At 61.1% G+C, this 18162-nt stretch carries 14 protein-coding genes; 9 read left to right on the plus strand and 5 right to left on the minus strand.

Annotation, left to right across the window (positions count from 1 at the left end):
* Positions 1–80: 80 nt before the first annotated feature.
* The 9 genes from AC3IPM_RS05090 (at position 81) to AC3IPM_RS05130 (ending at position 12895) form a co-directional block, all read left to right on the plus strand.
* Positions 81–4826 carry an RHS repeat-associated core domain-containing protein gene (locus AC3IPM_RS05090; protein ID WP_489302852.1) on the plus strand — a complete coding sequence of 1582 codons (4746 nt, stop codon included), beginning with the start codon at positions 81–83 and terminating at the stop codon, positions 4824–4826.
* Positions 4823–5230 (plus strand): DUF4279 domain-containing protein, encoded by a 408-nt coding sequence (locus AC3IPM_RS05095; RefSeq protein WP_489302853.1) that lies wholly within the window; start codon positions 4823–4825, stop codon positions 5228–5230. Before AC3IPM_RS05090 ends, AC3IPM_RS05095 begins: the two co-directional genes overlap by 4 nt.
* Before the next feature lie 1004 nt (positions 5231–6234).
* Positions 6235–6708 (plus strand): hypothetical protein, encoded by a 474-nt coding sequence (locus AC3IPM_RS05100; protein ID WP_489302854.1) that lies wholly within the window; start codon positions 6235–6237, stop codon positions 6706–6708.
* Positions 6709–7351: 643 nt separating this feature from the next.
* Entirely contained in the window at positions 7352–7717 is a 366-nt protein-coding gene (locus AC3IPM_RS05105; protein WP_489302855.1) for a hypothetical protein, read from the plus strand.
* 717 nt (positions 7718–8434) lie between these two features.
* Positions 8435–8749: a hypothetical protein gene (locus tag AC3IPM_RS05110; RefSeq protein ID WP_489302856.1), complete on the plus strand. Its 315-nt coding sequence runs from the start codon at positions 8435–8437 to the stop codon at positions 8747–8749.
* Between the two features lie 579 nt (positions 8750–9328).
* Positions 9329–9736 (plus strand): DUF4279 domain-containing protein, encoded by a 408-nt coding sequence (locus AC3IPM_RS05115; RefSeq protein ID WP_489302857.1) that lies wholly within the window; start codon positions 9329–9331, stop codon positions 9734–9736.
* 400 nt (positions 9737–10136) lie between these two features.
* Positions 10137–10622 (plus strand): hypothetical protein, encoded by a 486-nt coding sequence (locus tag AC3IPM_RS05120; protein WP_489302858.1) that lies wholly within the window; start codon positions 10137–10139, stop codon positions 10620–10622.
* 941 nt (positions 10623–11563) lie between these two features.
* The gene (locus AC3IPM_RS05125) at positions 11564–12052 is read left to right on the plus strand and encodes a hypothetical protein (protein WP_489302859.1); all 489 of its coding nucleotides are present in this window, start codon (positions 11564–11566) and stop codon (positions 12050–12052) included.
* Positions 12053–12463: 411 nt separating this feature from the next.
* Positions 12464–12895, plus strand: coding sequence for a hypothetical protein (locus AC3IPM_RS05130; protein WP_489302860.1), 432 nt, complete (start codon positions 12464–12466; stop codon positions 12893–12895).
* 17 nt (positions 12896–12912) lie between these two features.
* Here AC3IPM_RS05130 and AC3IPM_RS05135 read toward each other — a convergent pair whose 3' ends face one another.
* From AC3IPM_RS05135 to sufC, 5 genes are all read right to left on the minus strand, one after another.
* Complete coding sequence (locus AC3IPM_RS05135) at positions 12913–14037, minus strand: TonB family protein (protein ID WP_489302861.1); 1125 nt, start codon at positions 14035–14037, stop codon at positions 12913–12915.
* Between the two features lie 10 nt (positions 14038–14047).
* Positions 14048–14641: a biliverdin-producing heme oxygenase gene (locus AC3IPM_RS05140; RefSeq protein ID WP_489302862.1), complete on the minus strand. Its 594-nt coding sequence runs from the start codon at positions 14639–14641 to the stop codon at positions 14048–14050.
* A 233-nt stretch (positions 14642–14874) separates the two neighbouring features.
* Positions 14875–16131, minus strand: a complete 1257-nt coding sequence (locus AC3IPM_RS05145) for a cysteine desulfurase (protein WP_489302863.1) — start codon at positions 16129–16131, stop codon at positions 14875–14877.
* Positions 16128–17390 (minus strand): Fe-S cluster assembly protein SufD, encoded by a 1263-nt coding sequence (sufD, locus tag AC3IPM_RS05150; protein WP_489302864.1) that lies wholly within the window; start codon positions 17388–17390, stop codon positions 16128–16130. The genes AC3IPM_RS05145 and sufD overlap by 4 nt, the downstream gene beginning before the upstream one ends.
* A complete protein-coding gene (gene sufC, locus AC3IPM_RS05155) occupies positions 17390–18154 on the minus strand; it encodes a Fe-S cluster assembly ATPase SufC (protein ID WP_489302865.1) in 765 nt (254 codons plus the stop codon). The genes sufD and sufC overlap by 1 nt, the downstream gene beginning before the upstream one ends.
* Between the last annotated feature and the right edge of the window lie 8 nt (positions 18155–18162).

Below are 18162 nucleotides of genomic sequence, written 5' to 3' on the forward strand. Positions count from 1 at the left end.
GTGATCTTGCTCCTGCCGGTAGTGACGAAGTGCCGCTGCGTGCGTGCGTGGTTTCCATCCAGGAAGGAAGGAGTACAGGGATGTTGCGATCAAGAATTCAGGTCTGTTTTGGTGCCTCGTTGGTAATTGTGACCACGTTGGTGGTCTCATCTCCGCTCCATGCACAGGAAGTGAAAAAGGAGTGGGGGAGCAATCTGTCGATGGGACAGGCGCGTGCCACCGAAAGTGCGGCGCAGCGTGACATCAAGAACTTCTACGCCCGCTATGAAACGGACAAGCCTTTCGTCTGGGAGGTAAAGAGACAGTTGGTGACCGCCAACAAGGTCACCTATGACTACCGGACAAAGCCCGAAAAGATCGTCATTGCCGACTGGGTCTACACCTACGAGAACCAGCAGTACAGCAGCGAAGATGCGCTGCGCCAATCCATCCTGAATCGCCATCCCAGCGACCCACAGTGCGCCGCCACCACGCTGGTTCCGGGTGTGTGGACGGGAAGGCCTGGCACTGGCACGGGTGACGATGGCAGCAACACGCATGAAGAAAGTGAGAACCAGGTAACCATCAACCACTACTATGCATCGACGGCTAGCTGCGACGCGCTGATTGGCAGGATGCAGGCCACGCGTCAACGCACGGTCCTATGCCCCAATCGCCCCGCGATGAAGTGGAATGCAGGGATGGGGGCGTGTTCGTTGCTCATGCAGGAGCAGCCCAACACGGCGATGTTGATGACCTATTGGAGTACGCCGGTCACCAAACAGTGTTCCGTCGGCAATCCGTGTGATCCCACTACCGGCGACAAAACCCAGCCGGAACCCGATTTTGATCTGGGCTGGATCCAGTTCGCACGCCACTACCATTCGATGACCTCCACGGCAGGTGGGGCGTTCGGTCCCGGCTGGACCCATTCACAGAACCTGCGCATGACCTTGGGCACCGATACAGGCACGTTCCCGCCGAGCACAGAGTTGCTGGTTGGCCTGGTTGATGCGGATGGAACACAGACCGCATTCAAAAAGATCGGCACCAGCTACAAAGCCAATGACGGCAGTGGCGACCGCATCGTCCAGCAGGGCACTACCTGGCTCCTGTACCGCGCCGATGAGCTGCTGAGCTTCAATGGTAATGGCCTGCTGCAGTCACGCGCGAGGGAAGACGGCAGCTCGCTGACCTATCTGCATGACACCCGCGCACGCCTGCTCTCAATCACCCATTCCAGCGGCCGCAGCCTGCTGTTCCACTACGAATCCCCGGCCGGCGATGACCTGATCAGCGGGTTGTCCGTGGCCGGTCAGTTGCTGGCCAGCTACACCTACACCGCGCAGCGACAGGTCGCCTCGGTCACCTACGCCGATGGTGGTGTGCGCAGCTATCACTACGAGGACAGCCGCTTCCCGCAGTACCTCACCGGAATCACCGCCGAGGATGCCCGCCGCTTCAGCTGGTATGGCTACGATGCCAAGGGCCGGGTGACCTGCAGCCGCCATTCCGGCGATTGCACCCAGGCCGACGTCGGCGTTGACGGCGTGCGCCTGGAATACACCACCACCGGCACCACTTTGGTCACCGATGCCCTCGGCAAGGTGGCTACCTATGGCCTGACGGCGTCCGGGGCAAGCGGCCTGCCGCGCAAGGTCAGTGGCATCGTCGACCCGCAGGGCACGGAGAGCCGCAGCTACTACACCGAAGCGCAGGACTTCCGCCGCCGTCTGGATACGCTGACCGACCGTCGTGGCACCCAGACCAAGCATGCCTACGCCGCTGCCACCGATCCGGTGACTGGCCAGGCGGTCAGCGTGCAGACGACGACTGAAGCGCTCGGCTTACCCGAGCAGCGGATTACGGACGTGCATACCGATGTAGCCAGTAACCGCGTGCTGGTCAGCCGGGTCGGCAATCGCGAAACTCGCATCACCCGCAATGCCCGCCTGCAGCCAGTGAGCCTCGCGGTACGCGACCTGGCCACGGCCCAAGTGCGCACCACCACGCTCAGCTACTGCGAAGCGGCCGACGTCGCGGCCGGTGGCAACTGCCCGCTGTTGGGGCTGCTGAAAAGCGTGGATGGTCCGCGCAACGACATTGCCGATACCGCGACCTACGCGTACTACGGCAATGACGATGCGGGCTGCGCCGATCCGGCCGCCGGCACCTGTCACTACCGCAAAGGTGACCTGCGCACGCTGACCAATGCGCTGGGCCACAGCGTTGAAACCTTGTCCTACGACACCCAGGGGCGGCCACTGTCGGTCCGCGATGCCAATGGTGTGGTGACCGACTATGCCTACCATCCGCGCGGCTGGCCGATCGCAGTCAACGTGCGGGGCACAAACGCGGCGGGCGACCGCAGCACGCTGCTCAGCTACTGGCCCACAGGGCAGGTGCAACAGATCACCGAGCCCGACGGTGCCAGTGTCACTTATGTCTACGATGCCGCCCAGCGCTTGACCGACATCGCCGACAGCGCGGGCAACAGCGTCCACTACACGCTGGACAACGCCGGCAACCGGCTCAAGGAAGACACCGTCGACGGCGGCGGGACCCTGCGCCGGACCCTGGCACGCCTCTACAACACGCTGGGTCAGCTGACCACGCTGAAGGACGCCGGAAACCACGCCACCGGTTTTGGCTACGATGCCAACGGCAACATGCAGGCCATCACGGATGCACTGCAGCGATCGACCAGCCAGCAGCACGACCCGCTCAATCGTCTGGCACGCACGCTGCAGGATGTCGGCGGTATCGCGGCCGAGATCCGCTCCAGCTACAACGCCCTCGACCAGGTCACCCAAGTCACCGACCCCAAGGGCTTGCACACGCAATACGCCTACAATGGCTTCGGCGACCTTACCGCGCAGAGCAGCCCGGACAGCGGCAGCACCACCTTCTCCGTGGATGCAGCAGGCAATCGCAGCACCCGCACCGATGCCCGTGGCGTGACAGCGACGTACCACTACGACGCGTTGAATCGATTGACCGGCATCGCCTATCCGGACCCCGGCCTCGATGTTGGTTACAGCTACGATGCGGCGCCGGCTGCCTGCGCGCCCGACGAGCGCTTCGCCAAGGGGCGCCTGGGTAGCGTCCAGCATGCAGGTGGCAGCACCGCGTACTGCCACGACCGCTTCGGCCAGGTGACCCGGAAAGTGCAGACCGTCAGCGGCGTCAGCAGCACGCTGCGCTACGCCTACACTCACGCCGGGCGCCTGGCCGCGCTGACGTACCCCGATGGCAGCATCGCCGACTATGTCCGCGACACCCAGGGACGCATCAGCCAGATCGGCCTCATCCGTCCCGGCCAGGCCCGGCAGGTGGTGGTCAGCCAGGTGACCCACGCCGCCTTTGGACCGGTCACCGGCTGGACCTATGGCAATGGCCGCCAGTTGCAGCGTCCGTTGGACCTCGACTATCGGCCACAGGCTGTGCATGACCCGGCGGCGGGCGGACTCTCGCTGAGTTACGGCTATGATCCGGTCGGTGCGATCACCGAACTGAAGAACGGAGCAGGCACCAGCGTGCTGGCCAAGTACGGCTACGACACGCTCGGTCGCCTGACCCAAACCAAGGATGGCGTGACAGATGTGGCGATCGAGGCCTACGTCTACGATGCCACCGGCAACCGCACTGCACTGACAACAGCAGCGGGCACCGCGAACTACACCTATCCGGCAGACAGCCATCGCCTGGTCGCTGTCGATGGCGAGGCGCGCAATCAGGACGCAGCTGGCAACACCACCAGCATCGGTGCAAAGACCTTCGTCCATAACGATGCCAATCGCATGAGTGTGGTCAAGCAGGCCGGTGCAGTGCTGGAGAGCTATGCCTACAACCATCGTGGCGAGCGCGTACTTCGTACACCTGCTTCAGGTGACGCACTGGTGACGGTGTATGACGAATCGGGCCAGTGGATCGGCAACTACAGCGCCACCGGTCAGCTCCAGCAGCAGGCCATCTGGCTGGACAACTTCCCGATTGCACTGCTCAGCCCGGCGAGCGCGGGCGTGCCTGAAGTGGTCTACATCCAGCCCGATCACCTGGGTACCCCGCGTGTGGTCATCGACCCGATCCGCGATGTGACGATCTGGGCGTGGAGCAACAAGAGCGAGGTGTTTGGCGATCAGGCTCCGGCGGTGGACCCGGACGGGGACGGTGTGGCATTTGATCTGGCGCTGCGTTTCCCGGGGCAGCAGGCGACGGATGCTAGTGGGATGTTCTATAACTACCAGCGGGAGTACGACCCTGCGGTGGGCAGGTACTCGCAGAGTGACCCGATTGGGTTGGCGGGGGGGATAAGTGTCTACGGGTATGTTGGTGGCAATCCATTGAAGGTGGTGGACCCGGAAGGATTGCAGTCGTCCGCAGCCCGTCAGGCATCGTCACGCCCACTCATAATGAGCTCCGGTGTTGATGGCTACCAAACGTGGAATCCGGACCTGCCAAACTATGGTGGTGAGGTGGCGCCAGGTCCATACATCTATCCGGACAGGCTTGCCTTTCCGGCACTGGAGGCGGCAATCTGGATAACAGCCAGTTTGGCCCTAAAGGGAGATCCACGAGCGTTTCTCCAGTTTGCCAAGCGAAATGAGGGGCGGAGTGATAAGCCTAGTGGATGTCCTGAGGGGACGCTTCCAATCAACAAGGCTAAAGGCAAATACGGCTGGACAGGTGATGATCTTCATAAAATTAAGAAGGGCGTTGGTGCTGGTCCGACTGATTGGACGGGAATAGACAGAGATGGAAATGTGTGGACGCATGGTGACGTCGGTGGCGCAGAGGATCATGGGCACTTCGGTATATTCCTACCTGGCAATCGAGGTGAACAATGACTGATCTATTCTCCATAACCCTCCGGGTTTTTCACCCAGTCTGTCGTCATGAGGAGATTGAGGCATCGCTTGGGATGTTGGCAGATGTGGGGCATTCCGTCGGCTCCCCGCGGCGCACATTAACGGGAGATCATCTAAGTGGGGTGTACCGGGAGACGTTTGCATCCTTCGATTTGAAGGAGAGGGTGCCAGGGAATTTTGTTGATGGAGTTGACGAGTTGCTTGGGTCTCTTGCGGCACATCGAGATTATTTTCATCGTGTCATTAATGAGCGGGGGCGGGTAAAGCTTTACGTTGGCGTTTTCTTTGAGGTGATGTCAGGGTTCGTTCTCGGTGCGGAGACGATGTCTTCCTTGATCGATATGCACGTTGAGCTGGAGGTTGAGTACTTCTCCTCGCCTTGAGTGGGTAGCAAGGGATTGCCAAGCAGGACAGACGACAAGCGCCGTCATAACGGTTGCGTCGAAGTATCCCGCTCAGATGCTGAGCAGACTTGGCTCAGGGGTGGCGGTTAGTGCTGGCTTTTCCCCGTATATAGGCGTACCCGTGTCAGGCCTTGCGGTCTAAGGCTCAGCCTTTAGAGCTGCATATCAACACCCAGATGCAGTAGCCGCTGCCGCGATAATTGGAGAGGATTTGTGTCGCTGATTTCGTTATTCAGTACTTCCTGCCCCTCGTGTGGCCATCCGGGTCAGCGCCTATTCATATTGAAGGCACTCAGCAGGAGGGTGCGGAAGAGTTGCAATTGCTGTGGCGTGGAGTTGCAATCTGATATCGGATTTGGTCGGTACCTTTCTCTGATCATCTATGTTCATGTGGTCTTGGCCTTCGTCGCATTCCCGCTGGTGCTGGCGCTTGCCGGTCAGAGATGGTCATTGGCAATTGTCTGTGCTATGGCATTCTTGGTCCTAGCGTTTATTCCTGCCATCGTGATTCATTCCCGCAATGTGGTTGCTGCTCCACCTGCAGGCAGGCACCTGAAATAGGTGCAAAGGACCATGGATGATATTTGTCAGCCCCGAGATGCTGAGCGCTCCATGTACGAAATGTCATCGAGTGCGACGCATACGGCGTCATGATTGCCGGGATGGCGGGCGTCATGGCTGAGTGCCCTGGAGTTTCAGATGATCGCTTCGGGCGCAATGTGTATGAGTTTTAATGAGTATGGTGCCAAAATTCCCCATGCAGCTGCATGGCGCATGCTTGAAACGGAGCAGGTGCCGCGTCAGGATTCGATTGCCATGAATCGCTCACGTGGCGCATCTGGGCGATGGATCCACTTCGCTGTAGCGAATGGACGTCGGAGCAAAGCTGCTAGTGGCATAGGTAATTCCGCTCTTCCGAGTGGGGTGGTGAAGGTGCTCGGCCTACTTAGGGTAATGATGAATTACAAGTCCCACTTCAACAAATGCAAAATTTCGAAGAATTGATACTTTCAAAGTTCCTGGCGATTGCAGCCGTTGCCGCTGCTGCCTTCACCTCTTATGTTCTTGTGCGTTCGATGGTTGGCATGAGCTGCTCAATGAATGCCTACTCTCCGGGCGTGCTGGCGGCCATGTATGCGTCCTTGCTGATGCTTGTCCTGTACTCCAAGTTCAAATTCTCCTCGCGAGGCCTGGTTAAGTCGCGGATCACATTGGTTCGACGGGTATTTGTAACAGTGGTGGCACTTGAGCTAGTAGGTGTCGGCATACTATTTGCCTGGAACCGTGACTGTGTGAGCATCGTTCGCGCACTCCCGCTTCCTGGGGCCCTTCTGATCTTCTACACAACAGTAATTTTTTCTCTGGTGTTTGGCGATGCCTATTTGGGCGTGTTGAGGAACGCCATCCGCCTTGGCGTCAAGCCGATTGACTTTATGCGAAATGGGGGCTTGAAATGACGCGGATGATCCGCCGCAAATGATCTGTATGGCGGCTTCAGTTTTGCAGCCGCTGAGTACAGCATTGTCCGTCGATAGCGCGACACTTAGGGCCTTTGCCAATCCCATATCCGCTGCTACCGCCCACACCTTGCACGATTCAAAAGTGGATGCTCCAGTGGGTACGTTGATGGCCCCAACTTCTCTGTCTACGACTGGGCGAATCCAACGGACGAATCTGGACCTGATGGCCAGCAGTGATGGCTGTTCGACGATTAAATCTTCGTCCCAAGCGAGCGATAGATGCGCCTCTACCCTGATAAGACGGTATACGACTTGAAGGTATGCTTTTGAGGTCAGGTTGGCTATGTACGGGATGGGTTTGCATCGATCAAAAACGCTATCTGCGTCGGCGCGAATGCCCTTCATTGCAAGGCAAACTGCGAGGCGCCTCAGAGCGGGAGTTTTTTAGAGGCTGTTGCCTGAAATGCTGGTGGCATGCGGGAGATGTAAGAGTTCAAGATGCTAGGGGGCGGAGGTCTGAGTTTCGAAATTGACTGTGGACATGATCACGGACAGGGTAATCCCCATGTCCATGAATGGGTGGGCAGCAAGAGGCAGCCGGGGGGGGGGGCGGTAAGTGACTGGCCAAGGAGGTAGTATAATGAAGGCGAATATTCACGATTTTGAAATCACCGGAATACAGGCTTTGGGTGAGAATTCGTTTGTTATAAGGCTGTTTGATCCGCAGTATTCAGTGTGTTATGTGATGAAATTTATGGATGTTCAGAGGCTATATGTTGATGGCTTCACTTTGCAGAACATAGTTCTCGACTTGAATGTGTATACCAATCCTTCCGAGGATTTTGGTTTCAAGCACGCATGTGGGATGCTTGATCTAGATATGGCGACTGCAAAGGTGATGCTCGAAACGGGCAGCTTGGTTCTTATCGAGGCGGCTTCAGGCGCTGAGATTGCTTGTATTCTTGGCGATCGCCAACTACCCGACCTTGTTGCTGCAAGTGAGTGAGGTGCCGTAAATCGCTTGCTCAAAACGGCCAGCGTTTAGCCCTGTTTCACCGCAAGGCAAACTGCGAGGCGCCTCAGGGACGGTGTTTTGGAGAGGCTGTTGCCTGCAATGCTGGTAGCGCGGGGGAGACATTGGATCAGAGGGTCAAAGGGGGCAGTGCAGGATTGCGCGAATAATAAGGTTGTCAGTTGGCTCGGGCGGTATCATTCAACTGAGCGCCCCTGTTCGCAGGTATGCTCGGGTCTTCGGTCGAATGGCCCGCTATCGGGACGCTGGCGTGAAGAAAATTACAAAAGCAAGCTTGGTTGTAATTACGCTGGCGTTGGCAATTGCGGGCGGGCTCTGGTTAGAAGCTCAGTTGAGAGTCGACGATTGCTTGGATGGCGGGGGTAGTTGGAACTACGAAACCTCGCGTTGTGATGGATGACGAGGCACACAGTCACGACGTGGTTGGTAGAACCATCAACATCGGCGCAAAGGTCTTCGTCTACAACGATGCCAGCCGCGCCAGTGCGGTAAAGCAGGTCGGTGCAGTGCTCGAGAGCTGTGCCTACAGCCAGAGCTCAAGATCCAGATGGACGAGGCAATCGCAGGCAGGATGTGAAGGAAGACGATTGGGGTTCAACCGGCTGGGTGCTGGTATGCATACAGGGGGCGTACTGGGACATCCAGGCGAAATGCGGTGGCCATACAAGCAAGTATCCGGGGACGGTCTAGATGAGTGATGCCGGTCTGGTCGAATTGAAAGCAGTAAACGTCATGTATTACTCGTCGCACGATGAGCAATGCTTCTTCGATTGGCTGGGAGCGATGTCGTGCGTAAGAGAGTTCTTCGGAAAGGGCGATGTACTATTCATTGTCGTCGATCGATCAGCCGTCACCAAAGGAGAGCTGTTGGACCTAATCGCCTTCTTCTTTAGATACAATATTTCCATGGCTCAGTTGCGGAAGTTTGATTCTCCGGAATTTTCTGGGTGGTTTCGCCAACGCGGTACCTACTGGAACTATCGGGTCTTCAGAGCGTTGAAGTGAGATCGATCGACTGTCTTCCAGAGCTTCAGGTATTGCAGGCCGCCATGAATCTGTACATCAACCTCGGTGCTGTCGTGGGGAGCACAATCCTGAGTCCCTGGATCATCGATTTAAAAGATGAATCGGGAGTCGAGTCCCTTGCGGATGCGATTATTCTTGGGATCATCTGCGCAGGGGGAGTAGTCGTGGTTGCCGCTGGCGTCTCGCTGCTTCTTGGCCATCGGATGGCCAGGCCGACGTTGCGCGCAGCCTTCTTCACAAACGGGGAGTTCCTGCAGCAGGCGTACATGTCTGGGCTGGTCCTATGCGGAATGTCTCTGGGCGTATGGGTCGCCGGCCCTGCGCCCGGTCATGCTTGGCCGTTGCTTCTCACATTGGGGGGCGGGTGTTTGATGGGGGCCCTGCTATCCACTTGGCTATTTGCGTCCCCACCCGTTGACGTGGATGGCGCGGACTAGCCGGGGAGATGGCTGGGATGCTGCTTATCGCCCAACTTCCTTTGAAGCTCTGCGTTGGTCGAAGAAACGGGCCGATTCTTCGATGAAACCTTCGGGAACAACAGCTGGATGATTGCTTGCCATGAATGAAGATGCCCGCTACAGAATTTCGCTTCGAATTACACATCCAAGCATTCGGAGCGATGAGATAAGCGCCCAGCTCGGCCTTGCGCCGAACGTTGCGTACACCGCGGGCGACAGTAGGGTGACTCCAAAAGGGAATGCGATTCCCGGCACCCGGAGAGAATCGTTTTGGTGTCACGAGCTGTTTGTGGTTGAAGATTCATTCGAAATTGCGATGTTGAACGTTAGTAAGCAGCTTGAGAAGAACAAGGGCTTTCTCGATGGTCTATCCTCCACGGGGGGGCGTTTGGAGTACTTTGTAGGATGGTTCTCCACGAGGAACTCAAGTTTTGCCTTGGAGAGTGACCTCTTGAAGCTGCTTGCTGATCTGAAGGTCAACTTGGCATTCGACGTTTACGCTGAGTAGGCATAGTGCGACCAAGATTTCTACTTCCGGCATCGCGTCTGATCTTCTGGCGAATCTACGCGTTGTGAGTCGATTCGGATGTCGACGGGGTTTCCTTCAGATTGTCGCTGAGGTCGCTGAGGTTGCCTGGGCAACGAGTGACCGAGGCCCGTGGCATGTTCTTCAACTACTGGCGTGTTGATGATAGTAAGTGGTCAGGTACTTGCAGTTTCGGCCTGCAGGTAGCTTCCCAACAGGGGGATAGCAGGTTCTTTTGGGTGGGCAAGTCGCTGGACGTCCAATGAACCCAAGCGCAGCGAGAGGTTTGACGTGTACGAAGCGGATTCGTTGGCGCTGCAGACGCTGTCGCCTCCGCTTCGGTAGGAGGCCCGCATCGTGGTTGAGCATTCTGGAGATGCCCATGCTTGGAAAATTGCTGTCAGTTGCAATCGTCATCTTCTCGATTACGGCATGCGGCACGTACCCGAGGAAAAGCAATTCCTGGTTGTCAGATTGGGTGGATGCGAGTGCAGGTGTGGTCTCTCCAAGCAACTCCATTGAAGTCGCTCTCGGCAAGGTCACACTTCTCAGTTCCGACGATGAGGAAAGGGCTGAACAGTGGCTATTGGAGAGTGGGCAGAGTTCAGCCATTCTCTCAGAGGTGCCCGATACCATTGCTTTGACGGAGTTGAGGCAGCTGGAGCGCGGGCCCGGAGAGGACCTCTATCTCGTCAGAGGCGCTTCTGACGGGGGGAATGGCGTCTTCTCTGCGCATGTGAACGGATCGGGGATTCTGATTCTGTACAACGTCATGGGCGGGTGCGGCACGCTTGAGAGGCGCGTCCTGGTTGTAAGCCTTCGCAGCAAGCCCGGAAGGGTCTATGGAGGATGTTCGGGTGCGATGTGATGCACTCGGCCCTTCCGTAGCCTGTGCGCAGCTTGGCGGCTGTCCGTGCTCACATGCTGCGCAGCACACGCTACGGTCCAGGCGCAGGTGCATCTAAGCCCAGGAGACGTAGTTGAAATCGTCAGGCCGGGAGACTCGGTGCAGGGGGCTGCTGGGGTTGCCCCTATCGCAGCGTAAGTCCGCATCGCATTGCTCAATCAGCGGTAGCCGGAAACGAGAGGTGCGCTCTCAGCAATTCGACCCGCAATTGCATGGCATTGACGACGGCTTGGGGTACTACGGCTTACACGCACTTCGCTGCTTTCCGAACGGCTACTCCATTGGCTTTGATGCAGTCAACAACGATATGGTCGGGGTTGGTGCTGATGGTGTCGTCACTACGCGGCACGGGCAGCAGCGTAGTGACTGTGGCAATGATCTCGTGCTGGGCGTTGAGATCATCGGGCTTTCGCACATCTATCGGCGTCGTGTGCGAGCGCGATGACTCGATGGGGCAAAGGGAGTGCCATGAGGATATTTGGAAAGATGCAGCTCGTTGGGCAGCCAATGAACATTGAAGAGGTTGCGTTTCAGGTTGGGCCAGCGGCGGCAAGGAGTATCGCCAGGTTCCTATTGGAGTGCGCTGAGGAAATGGAAGCCGACGGGCAGTGGGAGCATAGGCACTACTCTGATTGGTGCGAGCAGAATGGAATTGTGATGGATCGTCCTGAATTGATCATAGTCAGAGGTTCGGGGTGATGATGGGGATGGGCTGCTTCATCGCCGCGGTGGATCGCGTGTGGTGATTGGCTCGGTGCGCGAGGTGACCTTCGAGGTATGGCACAGCAGGGACGCATTGCTCGATGATCTTGCTCCGGCCTTTAGGGGGCGATGCAGTGCATTGATTTCCTGATCTTTGCTGGATGTAATCGTGGACAAACGTGAGAGCGGGAGTGGATGCGATGAACGTTGCATGTGGAACGGCGAAGTTCCTGGAATCATCGGGCTCATGTGCCCTTGCGTGTCTCGCGCTGTTCGCCACGTTCGCAATGTCGGGTTGTTCCGGTGATCTTCCATCCCACAGGGGGACGGATGTGCAGGCCGGATGCACCAGCCCGCATTTCGAAGTGTTGCAGGCGATTTCCGAGGATGCCGCCACAAGAAGGAACTCCGGGTTCAACTTTGATCAACCGGAGGTGATTGTCCTATGGGGCAAGATGCCCGCGACCGCGCGTGCCTGCGGATTCGTTCGCGGGCGAATGAAACTGATTCGTTCGGCCTCTGAAGCTGATCGAGACCGCAGCATTATGGCTATCGAAAAGCTGTACTACGATGAGGATGCCGCTTTCGTTGGGGTTTGGTTTCCGCCGACGGGTATGAACGGAGACTTCTTCCTGAGAAGAAAGGCGGGGCGATGGCAGGTTGTGGAGTCGGAGCTATGGGAGAACTAAGCGCCTTGTTCGAAGTGACGTCTCTCCATCACGAGGTCATAGTCGGCAGGAGCGTCGGCCCAGGGCTCGTTTGTCTATGAAGCATGGTCATATCGAGAGTTCCGCATCCCTTCGTCGTTCCACGAATGGAACTTTCGCGGGTGGGCCACGCATGTTCTTCTGCTTGAGCGCTTCGCCAAGTGCAGCAATCCGCCTGATGCTGTTTCCTCGCTGGTTTTGCATGACACACTGAATCACTCAACCAACTTCCATAGAAACTCTGCGTTGGTCGAAGACACGCAGCGCTTCTAGGATGAATCCCGGTTCGCGTGAAAAGCGTCCCTGCCGCAACGGCATCGATACGCGCGTTCCACCTGACGATGCAACACGCCGTCCAGCGGTCGCTGTCGTCCCTTCCCCCCGCTGCCGGGTATGTCCCTGATGAAACGTTCTCTGCTGCTGCTTTTCACGCTGCCTGCCTGGCTGGGGTGCAGCCAGGCCTCCTCCTCCGAGGATGTCTTCCTTTCCACCAGCGAGCAGGCCGTGGTGAAGACAGCGGCCGAGTCGGGCGATCTGCCGGCGATCAAGCGGTTGATCGCGCACATCGAAGCCGGCGGCGATGTGGACGATGCGGCCGGGGCATGGCGCGCGCGTGCGCGCAGGATGGGGGATCCGCAGGAGCTGTATCACCACGCGGCACGGCGCCTGGTCGAAGCGCAGGAAGCCGAGGATCCCGAGCATCGCGCCAGCCTGCTGGAGGAGGCGTTGGAGGCCGCGCAGAGTTCGTACGCGGGCAGTGCCGATCCTTCGACGCAGTTGCTGGTGGAGCAGATTGCGCGGACGGCGCAGGCCCCGTCGCCCTGACGACAACGGGGCGCGATTCAACGCATGAAGAATTCCACCGGGAACGACAGTTCCACCGGGGCAGGCCGATCATCGGGGACCACAGGCAGCGGTTCGGCGCGGCGGAAGGTTTCCAGTGCGGCCTGGTCGAGCAGGGCGAAGCCTGAGGTCTTTTCCAGTGACAACGCCAGCAGCGTGCCGTTGCGGGCCAGGCTGACCCGGACCTGCACGATGCCTTCCTGGCGGCGCGAACGTGCGGTGTTGGGGTAGCGGCGGAAGCGCTCCAGGCGGGCCATGACGCGGCCTTCCCAGCTGTCGCGGCCGGGCGTGGCCTCGCTGGGGCCGGCCGGCAGTGGGGGCGAGGGCGGGGCGGCGGCAACCGATGCTTCCTGTTGCTGCGGTGCCGGCGAATCCACTTGCGGTTGCGGCGGCGTGGGCGGCGGGATTACCCAGTGTGCGGCGGCGCGCGGCGGGGTCTGCGGCAGCGGGCGTGGCGGCTCGGGCTTCTGTTTGACCACCGCCGCGGCGGTGCTGGGCGTGGGTGCGACGATGTCTTCCAGCGGCACTTCCGGTGCGCGCGGCGGCAGCAGGATCAACTGGGTGCGCTCGGCAGGCGGCGGGGGCAGGTCGATCGGTGCCTGCGCGCGCGTCCACAACAACAGGACCAAGGCGCTGAGGTGCGCCAGTACGGTGATGCTGGCGGCCAGGCCGTGCACATGGCGCTCGGCGAAGCCGATCAGCGCACTCGGCGGGGTACCGCGCGGCACGGGGCGGCACAACAGGTACAGCGCGCACCCGGCCATGCCGATGGCCACGCTGGCCAACAGCACAAAACCGGGATGGGCGAAGTAACAGAAGGTGGCGAAGCCGAACGCCATGCCGCCACAGGCGAAGGCCTTGGCGCGGCGTGACATCGCGCCCTGCTCGCGCCACAGCACCAGCGGTGGGCCGAAGCGCGGGTGTTGCAGCAGCCAGCGTTCAAAACGCGGCGAAGATTTCCCGAAGCACGCCGCGGCCAGAATCATGAAGATGGTGGTGGGCATCACCGGCAGCAGGGCGCCGATGATGCCCAACCCGACCATCGCCAGGCCAAGCAGCAGGTAGCCGAGGCGGACCACGCGATGGCGCGGTGCGGCGTTCGGGAGACGGGTGGCGGCGAGCATGGCGACCATCTCAGGCGGTGAATGCCTGCTCGACATGGCCGTGCACGCGCAGGAAGGCCTGCGTGGCGCCGTCGATCACGCGCTGTTCCTGCATCGGGTCCAGCGTGGCCGCATCCAGTGCTGCGGTGAATTCGCGCCAATGGCGGGCGCGGCCGTCCGGATGCCCGGCCAGGTGGCGTGCCCCGCGGCTGTCGTCCAGGCCGATCTTGGCGGCCAGTTTGAACAGGATCGCCGCGCCGAGGTTGGAGCCTTCGGCCACGTACAGCCAGCCCAGCGCGGTGGCCAGATCGGTGTTGGCCGGGAGGGCGCCGTTGTCCGCGGCGGGCACCGGCTCGCCGAGGTCGGCCAGGTCCTGCCGCAGCGCCTGCAGGCGCTGGCGCTCCCCCAGGTCGGTGAGCACCGCCTGTACCTCGGGCAGTGCGTACAGCGCGGCGATATCGCGGTGGAAGCGGTACTGCACACGCAGGAACCGGCGGTAGTTGGCGGTGGAGGCGAACGGCTCGCCACGCATGATCCGCTGGTCGAGCCGGTCGTGGGTGGCGTGGGTGGCAGTCTTCAGGCGCTGGCTGCGCGTGGGGGTGCTCGCAGTGGGGGCGGCAGACATGCGGGGCTCCTTGGTGTCATCGCATACGTGTGCGCGTCTTCATTGCCGTGCGTGAAGCCGTGGCAGCCCCGCATCGCGGGAAGGGCAAGGCGAATCATGCAAATGAGACGTGTTCGCATTATTGCATGATCCGGCCCCCGGAAGGAGGCACGCATCGCCACGTCCCGGCGCGACAAACGAAAACGCCGTGGCAAGCCACGGCGTCTGCGGTCAGGCGATGGCGGCGTAGGCGCTCAGCCCAGCAGCTTGCGCACCTTGTTCAAGGCCACGACGAAGCGCTCGATCTCGGCGTGCGTGTTGTAGAACGCCAGCGACGCGCGGCAGGTGGCCGCGACGCCGTAGTACTGCAGCAGCGGGTGCGCGCAGTGCTGGCCCGAGCGCACGGCCACGCCCTCCAGATCCAGCAGGGTGGCCAGGTCGTGGGAATGTGCGCCTTCGACCAGGAACGAGACCACGGCGGCCTTGTCCGGGGTGGTGCCGAAGATGCGCAGGCCGTCGATCCTGCTCAGCTCTTCATTGAAGTGCGCAAGCAGCTCGGCCTCGCGGGCTTCCACGTGGTCCAGCCCGATCGACTCCAGGTAGTCCACGGCCACGCCGAGGCCGATGAAGCCGGCGATGTTCGGGGTGCCGGCTTCGAACTTGTGCGGGGCCTCGTTGAACACGGTGCCGTCGAAGCTGACTTCCTTGATCATCTCGCCGCCACCGATGAACGGCGGCATGGCATCCAGGTGCTCGCGACGCGCCCACAGCGCGCCGGTGCCGGTCGGCCCGCACATCTTGTGGCCGGTGATGGCATAGAAGTCGCAGCCGATGGCCGGGATGTCGATCTTCCGGTGCGGTGCGGCCTGCGAACCGTCGACCACGGTGATGATGCCGCGCTTGCGCGCTTCCCGGCAGATCTCGCGGACCGGGTTGACCGTGCCGAGCACGTTGGAGACGTGGGTGATGGCGAGCAGCTTGACCTCGGGGGTCATCGCCTTGCGCAGTGCGTCCAGGTCGAGCGCACCCTCGGGGGTGATCTCCGCGACGCGGATGCTGGCGCCGGTGCGCTGGGCAACCAGCTGCCACGGCACGATATTGGCGTGGTGCTCCATCCGCGACACCAGGATCACATCGCCGGCCTTCAGTCGCGGCAGCGCCCACGAATAGGCGACCAGGTTGATCGCGAAGGTGGTGCCGCTGCACAGCACCAGCTCGCTGGGGCGCACGTTGAGGAAGCGCGCCAGCTTGTTGCGGGCGCCTTCGTAGGCATCGGTCGCCTCGGTGCCGAGCGCATGCACGGCACGGCTGACATTGGCGTTGTAGCGCCGGTAGAACTCGTCCACCGCGCCGATCACCTGTACCGGCTTCTGGCCGGTGTTGGCGTTGTCGAAATACACCAGCGGCTTGCCATGCACTTCGCGCATCAACAGCGGGAAGTCCAGCCGCACACGGTCCCAGTCGGGAGCCGCAGCGGTGTCGGCGAGCGGGCGCGGCGTGGACAGGTTCATGCCACGCCCGCCTGGGCCAGCGCGATGTCGAGCTGACGGCGCAGCTGTTCGGTCAGGCGGGCGTCCAGCGCGTTCAGTGGTTCGTGGCAGAACGCGGCGCTGAGCAGCTGCTGTGCCTGGTCGGCGGGCAGGCCGCGCGAGCGCAGGTAGAACAGCGCGTTGGCGTCGAGCTGGCCGACGGTGGCACCGTGCGCGGCCTTCACTTCGTCGGCATCGATCACCAGCGTCGGCTGGGTATCAATCTCGGCGTCGGCGGAGAGCAGCAGGTTCTTGTTGGACAGGTTGGCGTCGGTGCCGTCGGCGCCTTCGCGGATGTGGATGCCGCCATGGAACACCACCCGGCTGCGGTTGGCCGCCACGCCACGCCAGACCATTTCCGAGGCGGTGTCGCGCGCGATGTGCTCGATACCCAGGCGGGTGTCGATGTGGCGGCGGCCGTTGCCGAGCATCACGCCGTTGGCGGTCAGCTGGGCGTTGTCGCCTTCCAGGCGCACGTTGAGCTCGTGGCGGCTCAGCGCCGCGCCCAGCTCCAGGTCGATGCGGCGGTACTGCGCGTTGCGGGCCAGTACCGCGTCGGTACGCAGCAGGGTGGTGGCGCGTGCGCTGTCGGCCTGCACGCGGGCGTGCGACAGCACCGCATCGGCGGCCAGGTGGACGTGCACCAGGGTGTTGCCCAGGTGCGCGGCATCGCCGACATGCAGGTGGTGCTCGACCACGCCCAGCGCAGCGCCGGCACGCAGTTCGATCAGGTGGCGGTGGTGCCAGGCCAGATCGCCGCCACCGGCAACGCTGACGAACACCAGCTGCAGCGGCAGTTCGACCTGCGCGCCTTCCTCGACGCGCACCAGGACGCCTTCATCGGCCAGCGCGGCATTGAGGCGGGCGAAGATTTCATCGCTGCGCTCGAAGCGGCGGCCGAGGAAACGCAGCGCCTCATCACCGGCGGCCAGCGCCGTGGACAGGGTCTGCAGCTGCACACCGGCGGGCAGCGTGGACAGCTCGCTCAGGGCTTCGGACGGACGGCCGTTGACGAACACCAGACGCGGCGACGGAACGTCGGCCAGCAGGGCGGCATCGATCTCGGGCGCCGCCAGCGGGGCCGGGCTGAAGCTGCGGCGTTCCAGCTGGCGCAGCGAGGTGTACTTCCAGGCTTCGGCGCGCGGGCCGGGCAGGCCGGCCTGCAGCGCGGCATCCAGTTCGGCACGGCGGGCGTCGCTGCCGCAGAAGCCGCTGGCGAGGGAATCCAGCAGAACGCTCATCAGACCGCTGCCTCCGGCACCACACGATCCTTCAGGAAGTGGTAGCCGTGGGCTTCCAGTTCCAGCGCCAGTTCCGGGCCGCCGCTCTGCACGATCTTGCCATCGGCCAGCACATGCACCACGTCCGGCTTGATGTAGTCGAGCAGGCGCTGGTAATGGGTGATCACGATGAACGAACGGTCCGGCGAGCGCAGGGCGTTGACGCCGTCGGCGACGTTCTTGAGCGCATCGATGTCCAGGCCGGAGTCGGTCTCGTCCAGGATCGCCAGCTTGGGTTCAAGCACGGCCAGCTGGAAGATCTCGTTGCGCTTCTTCTCGCCACCGGAGAAGCCTTCGTTGACGCCACGGTGCAGCAGTTCGTCCTTGAGGTGCAGCACGGCCAGCTTCTGGCGCACCAGCTTGAGGAACTGCATCGAATCCAGTTCTTCCTGGCCACGGGCCTTGCGCTGCGCATTGAGCGCGGCACGCAGGAAGTAGGTGTTGTTCACGCCGGGGATTTCCACCGGGTACTGGAAGGCCAGGAACAGGCCGGCGGCGGCGCGTTCTTCCGGCGCCAGCTCGAGCAGGTCACGGCCTTCGAACTGGATGCTGCCTTCGCTGACGTCATAGCCGTCGCGGCCGGCCAGCACGTTGCCCAGGGTGGACTTGCCGGCGCCGTTGGGACCCATGATGGCGTGCACTTCGCCGGGCTTCACGTCCAGCGACAGGCCGGTGAGGATTTCCTTGTCGCCGATGCGGGCGTGGAGGTTTTCAATCTTCAGCATGATACGAA

This window comes from Stenotrophomonas sp. GL_111 (assembly GCF_057835245.1).